The 13,063-nt window shown below is 48.7% G+C and carries 8 protein-coding genes; 4 read left to right on the forward strand and 4 right to left on the reverse strand.

The genetic code is table 11. From position 1 onward, the window contains the following. Positions 1 to 7: 7 nt before the first annotated feature. The 3 genes from AC58P7_RS25940 to AC58P7_RS25950 form a co-directional block, all read right to left on the reverse strand. Positions 8 to 4,549 carry a glutamate synthase-related protein gene (locus AC58P7_RS25940; RefSeq protein WP_497348130.1) on the reverse strand — a complete coding sequence of 1,514 codons (4,542 nt, stop codon included), beginning with the start codon at positions 4,547 to 4,549 and terminating at the stop codon, positions 8 to 10. 518 nt (positions 4,550 to 5,067) lie between these two features. Continuing rightward, complete coding sequence (locus AC58P7_RS25945) at positions 5,068 to 6,414, reverse strand: glutamate-1-semialdehyde 2,1-aminomutase (protein ID WP_497348132.1); 1,347 nt, start codon at positions 6,412 to 6,414, stop codon at positions 5,068 to 5,070. A 325-nt stretch (positions 6,415 to 6,739) separates the two neighbouring features. Beyond that, a complete protein-coding gene (locus AC58P7_RS25950; protein ID WP_497348134.1) occupies positions 6,740 to 7,786 on the reverse strand; it encodes an LCP family protein in 1,047 nt (348 codons plus the stop codon). A gap of 232 nt (positions 7,787 to 8,018) precedes the next feature. Here AC58P7_RS25950 and AC58P7_RS25955 point away from each other — a divergent pair, with 232 nt between their 5' ends. Genes AC58P7_RS25955 through AC58P7_RS25965 form a run of 3 tightly spaced genes read left to right on the forward strand, consistent with a single transcriptional unit; the run spans position 8,019 to position 10,647 of the window. Further along, positions 8,019 to 9,071, forward strand: a complete 1,053-nt coding sequence (locus AC58P7_RS25955) for an ABC transporter ATP-binding protein (protein ID WP_497348136.1) — start codon at positions 8,019 to 8,021, stop codon at positions 9,069 to 9,071. Further along, positions 9,064 to 9,858 (forward strand): ABC transporter permease, encoded by a 795-nt coding sequence (locus AC58P7_RS25960; RefSeq protein ID WP_497348138.1) that lies wholly within the window; start codon positions 9,064 to 9,066, stop codon positions 9,856 to 9,858. The genes AC58P7_RS25955 and AC58P7_RS25960 overlap by 8 nt, the downstream gene beginning before the upstream one ends. Before the next feature lie 3 nt (positions 9,859 to 9,861). After that, a complete protein-coding gene (locus AC58P7_RS25965; protein WP_497348140.1) occupies positions 9,862 to 10,647 on the forward strand; it encodes an ABC transporter permease in 786 nt (261 codons plus the stop codon). A gap of 61 nt (positions 10,648 to 10,708) precedes the next feature. Here AC58P7_RS25965 and AC58P7_RS25970 read toward each other — a convergent pair whose 3' ends face one another. Continuing rightward, positions 10,709 to 11,626: a YheC/YheD family protein gene (locus AC58P7_RS25970; RefSeq protein WP_497348142.1), complete on the reverse strand. Its 918-nt coding sequence runs from the start codon at positions 11,624 to 11,626 to the stop codon at positions 10,709 to 10,711. Positions 11,627 to 11,828: 202 nt separating this feature from the next. On the opposite strand from AC58P7_RS25970, the gene AC58P7_RS25975 reads away from it, so the two are divergent. Beyond that, on the forward strand, positions 11,829 to 13,049 hold the full coding sequence (locus tag AC58P7_RS25975) for a phenylacetate--CoA ligase family protein (protein ID WP_497348144.1): 1,221 nt from the start codon (positions 11,829 to 11,831) through the stop codon (positions 13,047 to 13,049). Positions 13,050 to 13,063: the final 14 nt, after the last annotated feature.

The raw sequence follows: 13,063 nt of genomic DNA on the forward strand, positions 1-13,063 counted from the left end.
CAATATATTATTCCGTAGCAACGGATTGGTCAGCTTGCATGTTAACCGGGGAGATACGGATGAAGTTAGCTTCAAGGTTGCTCAGCAAACCTTCGATTTTCGCTGCGGCTTCGGATTGACCGGAGTTCGCAAGCTCAGCGTGATAAGCTGTTAGCAATTCGGTAAGATCTTTTTTACTTTGAAGGCCGATAGGCTCAAGTTTAACTTTAGCGCCTTTAGCGATACGACGTTCAATTGCCGCTTGATCAAGACCCATTTCTGGCACTAGACGTTGGTAGATAACCCCACCTGTCATACCTGCACAGATCCATGGACCAGGATCGCCCATAACAACGGCACGGCCGTTTGTCATGTACTCGAATGCGAAGCCTTTGAGGTTCGCACGAGCAGCTAGACCGCCAAGCTCATCTTGCAAAGGTGTCGTGATTTCGCCGCCGAATACAACGTCTGCACCGGAGAAACGGATACATGCACGAGTATCTGCGCTGCCTTGAATCAAGAACAAACCTTTTTGAGCGCCGTAACCGAACGATTTACCAACACTACCGTTGATGAAGGTGTTGTTTTGGCCAAGTGATTTCACGATGGCAACTTTACCACCGAAAGCCATTTTACCAAGACCATCTTCAGCACCGCCGTGTACAGTAATGTTAACGCCACGCGCGTTGAATGCAGCAAGACCGTTACCAGGAACGGAACCATCAATCAAGTTAAGCGATACTTGCGGCAAAGCATCATAGCTTCCATCGAAACGATCTCTTACACGATGGCTGGCATAACGAGCTCCTAGAATACGGGACTCAGCATCGACTTTGGACCAGTTACGAACGATTGGAGCGTCAAATGCCAAGGAATCTGGGAAGAATTCTTGACCTTCTGCACCAGCCGCGATACGGATATCGGACGATACAGCCGCTTCTTCAGCCGCTCTGTCAGCAGCGGAGATGAACTGCAATGGAGCTGGACGAAGAATATCGGAAAGATCAATACGTTCAATGTGGCTGATTTGCTCCAAAAGATCGGAACGGCCAACGAGCTCTTGTAAGCTTTTGAAACCAAGGGAAGCAACGACTTCACGTACTTCTTCACCCATCGAACCGAACAAACGAACCAAGCTGTCTACAGCTAGATCGAATTGACGAGGTACGAAACGGCGAAGACCTTTTTCTTCGGCTTCTTCCATGGAATCGATTTGTGTTGCGATACCAACGTGACAAGTGTCCAAATGACAACCACGGCATGTTGTACAACCAATGGATTGCATCGCAATACTACCGAAACCTGCACGGTTCGCACCGAGCATTACCATTTTAACAACGTCAGCGCCTGATTTCAGACCGCCATCAGACCACAGCTCAACGCGGTGACGAAGACCAGCTTCAATCAAAGCAACGTGAGCAAGCTTCGTACCAATCTCCGTAGGAAGACCAACGTGCGTCAAGGAGTGAATACGAGCCGCACCTGTACCACCGTCGAAACCGGAAAGGGTAATAACGTCAGCGCCAGCTTTGGCAACACCAACCGCAATCGTACCGATACCAGGGACAACTGGGATTTTTACGATGATTTTGGCTTTACGTCCGCTACCTTCTTTAAGCTCGGAAATGATTTGCGCCAAATCCTCGATCGAGTAAATATCGTGGTTATTGGAAGGTGAGATTAGATCTGAACCAATTGTAGCGTTACGTGCTTCAGCAATTTTCGCTGTTACTTTGGATCCTGGCAAGTGACCGCCTTCACCTGGCTTTGCCCCTTGACCGATTTTGATCTCAAGGAAAGCTACTGCGTTAGCGAGCTCAATGTTAACACCGAAACGTCCGGAAGCAACTTGCGCTCCGCGCGTTTTTTTGTAACGGCCAAGCATATCTTTAATCTCTCCGCCCTCGCCGTTCATGGTTACCATGTTCAGACGTTCGCCGGCTTCAGCGTAGGCACGGAAAGCTGTTTCATTTTGTGAACCGAAGGACATGGAAGAAATCAACATCGGCAAGGAATGACCGCCAATGGAGATATCAACTTGCGACGGATCGAGTGGTTGACGGCCATCGCTGATTGCTTTGAAGCCCGCAATATGACGAATGGAAATCGGGTTCTTCTTCTCTTCTTCACGCAGTTTGTCGCGGTAGTCGCTGTAAGGAGCAGCTCCTGATGCAGCATCGCCTAAGGCTTTCCACATACGTTGGAAGAAACGGAAGTTTTTCGCTGCTTTCGCTTTCGGATTCGTGAAATCCGCATAACGAGCCTCTGCTTCAGCTTCAAGCTGAGCAAAGCCAGTTCCTGCTTTTTCACTACCGAGGTAGTTCACGATATCCAGTACCTCGGATACTTCCGGATGGAAGCCGATGGAGGAGAAGAAACGTGTATACCCACGAAGTTCGTGTGTTCCGATTGTTGAAATGACTTTTTCAAGTCCTTTTGTTAGAGCCGCGTACACTTTACGTGCTGCTGCAGCATTGCCTTCTTTGTCAGAAGCTGTGGAGAAGAGCAAATAAGGTGAAATCACATCTGCACCTAGACCACAAGCTACCGCGATATCATGCAGACTGCGAATGGCAGCTGAACGAAGGATCAGCGTAACGTGGCGGCGCAGGTTGTCGCCGAATCCAAGTTTCTCCGCACGAAGTGCGATATCGACTTTGGAAACGACAAGGTGCGGATCAAGCCACAAACGGTCGTTTTGGTGAGCTTCTGCATCGTCCAAGACGAGAAGTACAGCGCCATCGCGTGCTGCGGAGATCGCATCTGCTGCAAGCTTTGTCAATCCATCCTGTAGAGAAGTTCCTCTTCCGAATGTCGTGGATAGAACAGCTACTTTGTTATCACCTTGTGCACGGAATTGTGCCAATAATTGTTCGAATGATGGTTGTGACAAGTGCTCTTCGCTGCCCACACCGTTCGTTCCTTCAAGAACAAGCGGAGCTAGAAGCTCAAGACGAAGGTTGCTATCCACTTGTGCAAATACCGGAAGACGAGCTCCAGCGATAACACGCGTGGAGAAATGCTCCATTTCACGGTCACGGTCAATGGCAGGGTTTGTTACAACGGCAACACTTTCTTTAATGAAGTCAGGCACGTTCTGACGTTCCCATGCAAGAGCAGCATGAGGTGAATCATGACCCAGTGAACGAATCGGCTCAGCGCCCGTTTCGGACATCGTTTCAATGTGTGAAATGCCGTCACGATCCCAGCCAAATGCACTATACACTTGATCTGTTGCGACAATATTCTCATTAAGCTCAGCTTGCGTATCCGTTTGGGCAGGGTTCAAATAAGAGCGGAGACCGCCAATATTCACACGCTTGCTTACGCGCTCATACACCAAGGTTTGAACTTCATGATATGGAATGACTTGAATGTGTTCGCCTGGTGTCAGAACAACACCGACTTTTTCACCTGGTGCGATTGGCTTAGGATCAGCAACCATTTCGCCAACTGTAATAACACCTTGCTCAGATGAGAAGTACAGCGACGTGTCACTTTCAACCATCCATACTGGACGAAGACCTAGTGCGTCTACGCTGAAAATACACTCGTTACCGTAACGAGAAACGATACCCGCTGGACCTTGTGCAAAGTGGCCCCATACTTGACGGTAGTATACATACAGATCTTGAAGTTCCGGACGGAACTGTTTCATTTCATTAATAATAGGAGGGAAAACCATTTCCATCGCTTCGAAAAGGGACAATCCAAAACGGTGAATGAACGTTTCAATCGTTCTGTTCATGTCTTGGGAGTCAGACCCGCCGCTAACAAGCGGAACGCCAACCATGTCAGCTTCAAGACGAAGTTTCTTAACCGTGTTAATTTCACCGTTGTGCCCAAGAAGGGAGAACGGTTGAACACGGAAGAAGCTGGATAGTGTGTTTGTTGAATAACGGTTATGACCGATGGTTACTTGGGACGCAAACAAAGGATCACGCAAGTCGTTAAAATATTTAGGAAGGATGCTTGCTGCACCTAGTACTTTGTAGGCAGATGTCACATTGCTAAGTGTCGCAACATGAACGTTGTAACGATCTTCAATCGCAATATGCAGCTCATAAAGGTGATCGGCAACTTGACCTTCAGTCTTGTTGCTAATAGCTGCAATTTGCCAAAACGTAGGCTCATCGAGCAAACCGTTGGCGCCAAGCGAACCGCTGTCAACGAGATTTTCTTGCTCAAGAATAATGGATACATCATGGGAGGCAAAAAGCTCACGAATGCCGTTTTGAATCTCAGTAACAGTCAAGTCCAGTTTACGAGGAACAAAGATATGTCCAACAGAAAAACGGTTGTCATAGGCAAGCTTGCCGTCCAGACCCGCGGCTGTTAATTTCTTTTCCCAGAGAGCACGTGGAATGTCTGTCAAAATACCGCAACCATCGCCTTCACCATTGATAAATCCTGAACGATGTTCCATTTTCACAAGAGCATCAATCGTTTTTTGGATGTTATCACGGGAAGGGTGACCATTTTTTTCAATAATACAAATAATACCGCAGCTGTCGTGTTCGGTTCCTAGTAGATCTTGAAAACGGCCTTCATTACGCATAATTTCATTCATTGCTCTGGTCAGTCGCCTGACCGTCACCTCCCATACATAATTAAACTCCTCTTGCTTACGCTTCTTGCATTCTGGCGCGGATGAGCCTGCCAGCTCTCACATTTTAGGGAGAAAAGCCACAATATGCCTAAATCCGAAATATGCATGATTGTGTATAAAAATGCAATATAACTGAATATCATGCCAATTTGCAGGAGATATTTCTCTTGAAATACGGCATAAATCGACTCGTGGGAAAGTAAGGCATCGCACACAAAAATCCGTGTAGTATTTGTAAATCATGCCCTAACTTTCTAGGAAAATACTGTGTATTCAAGCCGTTTCGCTAAAAGGGTAAAAGTAATCTTAGAATAGCATGAAAAACTTCATCCGACAATACTTGCAGAACGAAATCACGAATGTAAGCGTTACCTTTTTTGTATATTGGTGAATAAAACCATAATTCATACAACTCTAGTACATCTAGAAAGACGAACGAACTATAATCCTGATAGGATCATAGTTCGTTTTTGGGTCAATCAGCGCGTTTTCATGACTTTGAAAGCGCGATCTACGGCTTCGAGTGTTTGGGCAATGTCGTCTTCCGTATGGGCGATCGTCATGAACCAAGCTTCATATTTGGAAGGAGCAAGATTGATGCCTTGCTCCAGCATAAGCCGGAAGAAATCGGCGAAGCGTTCGCCATCGGTATCTTGCGCTTCTTCATAGTTGGTGATCGGATGATCACAAAAATGGGTAGAGAAGGCGCCGCCGATGCGGTTTAGCGTCAAGGCGATGCCGTGGCGGGCGGCTGCTTCTGTGATGCCGTCCGCAAGTGTGGTGCCAAGCTGCTTGAGCTTGGCGTAAACCCCTGCCTGCTGGAGCACCTCCAAGCAGGCGATGCCGGCCGAGATGGAGGCGGGGTTCCCCGCCATCGTGCCGGCTTGATACGCAGGTCCGAGCGGCGCGACCTGCTCCATCACGGCCTTGCGGCCCCCATAGGCCCCGATCGGCAGCCCGCCGCCGATCACTTTGCCTAGGGCCGTCAGGTCCGGTTCCACGGCGGCGAAGCGGGCCGCCGCTTCCGCAGTGCCGCCCTCCACGAGAGGGAGGCCGGGATAGGTCTGTGCCGCTCCGTAATGGAAGCGGAACGCCGTAATCACCTCGTCGTAGATGACGAGGGCACCGTGTTTGCGAGCAGCTGCGCAGAGCTGCTCGAGGTAGCCGGCATGGGGCATGACCATGCCGAAGTTGCCGACGATGGGCTCGACCATCACCGCGGCGATCTCTTCACCCCAATGCGCAAGCGCGGCTTCGAGTGCCGGAATGTCGTTGAACGGCACGGTGATGACCTCTTGCGCGATGCTCGCCGGCACGCCAGCGCTGTCCGGCGTGCCTAGTGTGGACGGCCCGGAGCCGGCCGCCACCAGCACGAGATCCGAGTGGCCGTGATAGCACCCGGCGAACTTAATGATCTTGGTGCGCTTCGTGAACGCGCGCGCCACGCGAATCGTCGTCATCACGGCCTCGGTGCCGGAGTTGACGAAGCGCACTTTGTCGAGCGACGGAATCGCCGACTTGAGCATCTTGGCGAACTCGATCTCGAGTTCGGTCGGGGTGCCGTACAGCGTGCCGTTCTGTGCGGCGCGGCAAATCGCTTCGGTCACGTGTGGATGCGCGTGACCGGTAATGATCGGGCCGTAGGCGGCGAGGTAGTCAATGAAGCGATTCCCGTCTGCGTCCCAGAAGTGTGCGCCTTGCGCACGCTTCATGAAGACGGGGGCGCCGCCGCCGACGGCTTTGAATGAGCGGGAAGGCGAGTTGACCCCGCCGACGATGTGTTTCAGTGCTTCTTGGTACAGGAGCTCGGATTGCTTGCGTTCCATTGGATTAATCATTCCTTTATAATGAGTAGTTAGATGTAATAGCAGAGTAGATGGGAGCTAAGTTGTATATTGTGCAACATTATGAGCTCTCTAACTAAGATTGTGGAGTTTATGTTGTACGTTGTACAACAATAAAAGTCGATTTGTACCAATTTGGGGTACTTGTGGACCTCAATGTTGTAATTTTTGCAACAAATGCATTCAAAATGCATGAAAACAGGCTAAAATGTTGTACTACGTACAACTTGGCTTCACTGTACAAGCCCCTCACACAAAAATAAGAGTGGTTCCCCACTCTTATAATATCCCTTATGAGTGCCACACCTTACTTCACTGTTTTCCCTGTCACCTTCGGTGTTGGCGAAGGTGAAGGCTTGGTTGGCCCTGTATCAGCGTCCGCTTTACCAGCAAAAAGGTCCTTGATATACTGCTGAATCTTCACTTTATCCGCAGTAATCACGGAAGCGCCGCGGATCGTTTTCTCGACGAGCAGGTCTGAAGGCGGAAGCTGCGAAGAGACGATCCCGTCCGCTTTGGCTTCATAGCCAAGACTACCGAGCTTGAGCATATCCGTTACGCTAAGATTCGTATCAATATACGGATCGATGGCATTTAGAATACGCGGCAGCTTGATGAGCGATGACGTTGATTGCATTTTACTCGCAACAGCCGTCAGGAACTTACGTTGTCTCTCTGTCCGAGAGAAATCGGATAACGCATCGTGTCGGAAACGAACGTATTGCAGGGCGGTTTTGCCGTCAAGATGCTGTTGTCCTTTTTTCAAATTAATATCATACACATGATCGTCTTCGGAGTCGGAATATTTCATATCCTTCTCAACATCAATATCAATACCGCCAACAGCATCAATCAACGCAATGAAGCCTTTGAAATCTGTATATACATAATATTGAACCGGAATGCCAAGGAGATCGCTGACGGTTTTCATGGCCAAATTAGGACCGCCCGACGTAATAGCTGTGTTAATACGGTCTTCGCCTTCGCCAGGGATTTTCACGTACGTGTCACGCAAAATGGAGAACAGATAAGCCTTCTTCGTGACGGGATCAATAGAGGCTAGCATAATACTGTCCGACCTTGGCATCTCATTCTTCACCATGCCACGAGAATCGCCGCCTAACAGCAAAATGTTCACGCGCTGCTTACCTTCCCATTTGGGTGGCGTGTACTTATCTCCCTTTTCCTTTAAGGTGTTGGGGATCAAACCTGCACTTCCACTTCCGTTTCCTTCTGTAGTGTCTGATTTATGCGAGATATTATTAGCAAAGCTATAGAAGGCGTAAGAATAATAGCCAGCGACCACCAAAAGGAGTAGAACGATCAGGAGCATGGTCCGTTTGAAAATTTTCATACTAGGTAAGCTCCTCTCAAAGGTAAAATTCAGCGTAACTTAAGGGGAAATATGATACATGTTTAATCTGTACTTTTTTTTCTTACAGAATTGGGGTATCATGAGCATGGTGTATGGTGGTAGGAAACGGCATTATGATCCATATTATAGATGCTACGAAACTTCGATAGCAAGTTATGACGAATGTTGCCGTAATCTGTAACCGAGACGACAAAGTCAGGGGGAAAGACGCATGTTAGCCATAGATGTTCAGATGCTTCGCAAAGAATTCCAGGTTCAGCAAAGCCGCGGTGGCTTAAAGGGTGCCGTTCAAGATTTATTCAAAAGAGAGTACAAACAAATCACAGCTGTGAAGGACATTAGCTTTCAGATTCCGAAAGGCGAAATTTGTGGATATATTGGTGAAAATGGCGCTGGGAAGTCAACGACGATCAAGATGCTGACGGGTATTCTGGTACCGACTTCCGGTCACATCAAGGTGAATGGCTTCATACCCTTCAAAGAACGCGAGAAATTCGTCGCCGGTATCGGTGTTGTTTTCGGTCAGCGCAGCCAGCTTTGGTGGGACATTGGTGTTGTGGAGTCGTTCCAGCTGTTGAAAAAGGTGTATCGTGTCTCCGAAGCCGATTACAAAAAACGTCTCGACGAGCTCGTAGACCGCCTACAGCTGTCGGATCTCTTATCACGACCTGTCCGCAAGCTCAGCTTGGGTCAGCGGATGCGCTGCGAGCTAGCGGCTTCGCTGCTGCATAATCCTGAGATCCTGTTTCTGGATGAGCCGACCATTGGCCTCGACATTGTCGTTAAAACCGAAATCCGCGAATTTCTGAAGTCGCTCAATCAACGTTATGAAACGACGATTCTGCTGACCACGCATGATTTGCAGGACATCGAGGCATTGTGCTCCCGTGTTATTATGCTAGATGACGGCCGAATTATTTATGATGGCGGTCTGGAAGAGTTGAAAGCCAGATGGGGCAAGGGAAAAGAAGTTGTGCTGCAGTTTGAGCAACCAACAACGTTGGCTCGTCTCCAAGAGCTGACCCTTGGCTTGGATGTAGCTTGGCAACTGGACAATGAGCTTTCTGCCAAAGTGTTCATTCCTTACGAGAGAGCGAATATCTCAGAGGTTTTAAGCCGCGTCGTGGGCGTGCTGCAAATCCAAGATATCAAGATTAATGAAACGAATACCGACGATATCGTCCGTGAAATTTATAAATCAGGCTCCGCCGAAGTGAAACGCTTGGACATCCCGGAGCTAGAGGGAGTCACGACCCATGCATAGAGCTTATTTAGAAGTCATACGCATGCGGTTTCTCATGATGCTTGCTTATCGGGTCAATTATTACAGCGGGATCCTGATCTATGCGCTCAATATTGGCTCCTACTACTTCGTCTATAAAGCGATTTATGGAGACCAAGCCGTCATCGGAGGCCTTACTCTGGGTCAAATGACAACGTATGTTGCGATTTCCTGGATGGGGCGCGCTTTTTACTTCAATAACTTAGATCGTGAAATTGCGAATGAGATCCGGGATGGCAGTGTAGCGATTCAATTCATCCGGCCTTACAATTATATTTTTGTAAAAATGATGCAAGGCTTAGGCGAAGGCGTTTTCCGACTGCTGCTCTTCACGACACCTGGGATGATCTTTATCTGGCTGCTGCTCCCGATTGAGTTCCCAACAGATCCGAGCTTGTGGGTCATCTACTTAGTGATGCTGTTCTTCAGTTTCCTTATTAATACGCAGTTGAATATCATCACGGGTCTATTTGCCTTTTTCCTCGAAAATAATGAAGGCCTCATGCGCATGAAGCGCGTGGCGGTTGACCTTTTTTCAGGGCTCATTATTCCGATTTCCTTTTTCCCGGGATGGTCCAAGTCGATTCTCGAGTGGCTGCCCTTTCAGGCGATCACTTACTTACCCAGCGCAGTGTTTACTGGAAAAATTACGGGCAATGCCATACTCCAAAACTTTGGCGTACAAGTACTCTGGTTCCTGCTCCTCATTATTCCGATCTATGTGCTGTGGGTTAAATCCAAAACACGTCTATTCGTACAGGGAGGGTAACGCATGTTCTATATCACCCTCGTTTTCGATTATTTCAAAAACTACATGAAAACAAGGCTCACCTACCGATCCGATTTTTGGATTGAAGTGCTGTCCGACTTGTTGTTCAATGGATTAAATCTATTCTTCATTCTTGTCGTCTTTTTGCAAACGCAATCGCTTGGCGGCTGGAATCAAGAACAAATTTTGTTCATCTACGGTTATTTTATGATCCCTTATGGCATATTTATTTCCTTTTTTAATTTGTGGGGCTTTAGTGAGCGCTACATTGTCAAAGGGGAAATGGACCGCATCTTGACGCGGCCGGCCTACAATCTGTGGCAGCTCATGCTCGAAAATCTCGATCCAGCCTCAATGTTCAGTGCATTAGCAGGTTTGGTCGTAATGATCTACTCCTGGGTACAGCTGGACCTGCCATTTCGCTGGCATGATCCGCTCATCTTCATCGTGATGGTGGTAGGCTCGATCCTCATCTATGCAGGCGTATATATCTCATTGACTGCGTTAGCCTTCTTCTCTGATGCACCGACGGGTATCCTGCCATTGATTTGGAACATTCAGAACTACGGGCGTTATCCAGCGACGATTTATAATAAATTGTTGCGGAGTATTCTGACGTGGATTCTACCGTTTGCGTTCGTTGGTTTCTATCCAGCCGCGTATTTCATCGATCCGGAGAACTGGAAGTGGTTCGCCCTGTTAACCCCAGTGGTTGGCGTCGCGTTTAGCGCGCTGGGCATTACGGTGTGGAATATCGGTGTGAAGCGGTATCGCGGCGCAGGTTCATAAAAAATAAAAAAGGCTGTCCTACAAGTTCATTTACCTTGTGGGACAGCCTCTTTTTAGTTTACTAACCATCTGAAGGAGGTGGAGGTCCAATATTCGGTTCTACGTTCGGTTCTACGTTCGGTTCTAAGTTCGGTTCTATATTCGGTTCTATGTTTGGGAGAGGCTCTACTATAGAAGCGGTCGACGACAGCTGTTTCGGCGCCTTCTTCGCCTTCGAACAGGTCAAATCATACTTCCGGCCATTGGCCCTGCCGTATCGGACGATTTTCTGGATGATTGATTTATCCTCCAGCTTGGTGAAGGGACAGGGATCTGGCCGCGTATTGACCTCGAGGATCCATGGCTTCAGCCTATGGTCGACGGCGATATCGATGCCGAGTTCATACATGGCCGGATAGGCGCGGCTGATTTGAACGGAGGTCAAATAGGCGATTTTCTCCATTTTGTGCATAAGAACCGACGTTGCATCAACACCGAATTTGGGTTCCAAGAGGTCATAGGGGCTGTAGATGGTGCCGCCTTGACTGCCATTAGTAACGGCTTTCTGTGGATGAGCAACTCTGGCTGCGGTCCCTGTACAGACCCATTTCCCAGAGGGGGTGCGCTGAACCATGACCCGGAAGTCGTAGGGATTGCCCTCGTGAGTCAGCACGTGGATACCCTTCTGAATGAGATAACGTTTGGTGCCGACGCGGTGTTGGAGGGATTGATACAGCTTATCGAAAGTTGGAAAGCGGAAAATGTGTACGCCGCTTTGATAACGGTAGGTTCCTCCTTGTTTCTCAACGCGCATGACACCAATACCGAGCGAGCCTATATCGGGTTTGACATAGAGCATGCCGTGCCTGGCGAGCATGGCAAATAGCCTTTTTCGATCAAAAGGATGCGTAGTTGGCACATGCTGGCGCAGCTTCGCATTCCGAAGCGTGACGCGCGTTTTAATCCATTTGCTTGAAACGGCCTTCAGTGAACTTGTCATGGCTACGATCCTTTCTCTAGCGAACATGGCGTTTCATTATTCATTATGATATGAGCGACTGTGGAGGCAGGTGAACAGAGAATCGGGTTTGTAAATCAGGAATATAGAACGATGGGCAGGAAGGGCGCATAGAATATGTAGTCAGGTGTATTTGGGGTTCATGTTTAGTTAAGAGTGCTACGGGAGGAGGAACCGCACGTCCATGCACATGAAAGAGGTAATACAAGTGATGAAGCGGCAATTTCCCTGGGTTCTGCCCAGACATGAGCAAGTAGCTTCGTCGGATCAAGAGGGATTTGGAGAGCTGGCTACCTTATCACTTGTGTCAGCAGGGATGTTGGAATCGTATTACTACACAGATACGAATCCTTTTCTGCAGCGCGATGATATGAATCGCTATCAAACGTCAGGCACGAGCTCTAAGCGGCGTAAGACGATTTTTTATTCCCCATCGGATGAAGAAGCTTATCTGCGAATCAAACTGGACGTTTTCCGCAACATTCTGGAAGGCACCAGTTACCGAACAGCGATGGCAGACATGGGTACAGGGCATGCGGAGGCAACGGCAGTCGAGGTATTTCGCGATCTCGGTATGGAGGTAGAATCGGTATCCTTTCGGCTTCCGATCGAGAGGCATATAGAACGGCTTCAAAGCTTTAGACCTGAGGTGCTGTATACAATGCCGTCTATTCTGGATCGCATTTTGCAAGCGTCGGAGGATCCTTCGAGCTATGGCATCGGGCATGTCATACTGGTTGGGGAAATTGCTTCGCCCGGCTGGAGGAAGCGAGTTGCCGAAAGATTAGGTCTTGCGGAGTCATGTGTCACGGATACGTATGGCTCCATCGAAATCGGGACGATTGCGTACTTTTCCCACGAGCATGGCAGGTATTTATTTGCAGAGGGCATCGTTGCGGAGGGAGTCAAAGCCGAGTTGCTGGATGCGGATATGGAGCCATTGCCGGATGAGATGGAGCAAGTGTTGGTTCTCACCTCGACAGTAAGGGATTCGTTCCCGGCACTGCGTTATGTCACTTACGATGTGGTGCGCGATTTGAGAAGCATCGCAATAAATGGCGTCCCCACGCAGAGTTTTCAGAGCATTGTGAAGCGTATCGGGTCTGATCTGAAGCATGGGGAGAAAATCAGTATCTATGACATTGAGGATGTTGTGTACCATCATGTTAGCGAAGCGAGTGTTCGTGTACAAGTGAATGGAAACGCACTTACGGTGTATGTCTACAGCTCGCAGGCTACGCCTGCTCTTTTGGCAAGCATTCGTGCTGACGTGGAGAGCCACATTCCAGCCATCGGCATGATGATTAAGGCTCAGCTTTTAGAAGGCATTCAAGTTATCGGGGGCACCTTTGAGGATTCACAGAACCGCACCTCCGTGAAAAATAAAAAGATTTTTTACACGTAAAGGAGGGGAAGTAG

It is taken from the genome of Paenibacillus sp. J22FR5, assembly GCF_059691975.1.

Excerpts from the sequence above, each read along its gene's own strand:
- AC58P7_RS25970 (WP_497348142.1), bottom strand. The coding sequence starts at position 11,626 with ATGACAAGTTCACTGAAGGCCGTTTCAAGCAAATGGATTAAAACGCGC.
- AC58P7_RS25940 (WP_497348130.1), bottom strand. The coding sequence starts at position 4,549 with ATGAATGAAATTATGCGTAATGAAGGCCGTTTTCAAGATCTACTAGGA.
- AC58P7_RS25965 (WP_497348140.1), top strand. The coding sequence starts at position 9,862 with ATGTTCTATATCACCCTCGTTTTCGATTATTTCAAAAACTACATGAAA.
- AC58P7_RS25955 (WP_497348136.1), top strand. The coding sequence starts at position 8,019 with ATGTTAGCCATAGATGTTCAGATGCTTCGCAAAGAATTCCAGGTTCAG.
- AC58P7_RS25950 (WP_497348134.1), bottom strand. The coding sequence starts at position 7,786 with ATGAAAATTTTCAAACGGACCATGCTCCTGATCGTTCTACTCCTTTTG.
- AC58P7_RS25945 (WP_497348132.1), bottom strand. The coding sequence starts at position 6,414 with ATGGAACGCAAGCAATCCGAGCTCCTGTACCAAGAAGCACTGAAACAC.
- AC58P7_RS25975 (WP_497348144.1), top strand. The coding sequence starts at position 11,829 with ATGCACATGAAAGAGGTAATACAAGTGATGAAGCGGCAATTTCCCTGG.
- AC58P7_RS25960 (WP_497348138.1), top strand. The coding sequence starts at position 9,064 with ATGCATAGAGCTTATTTAGAAGTCATACGCATGCGGTTTCTCATGATG.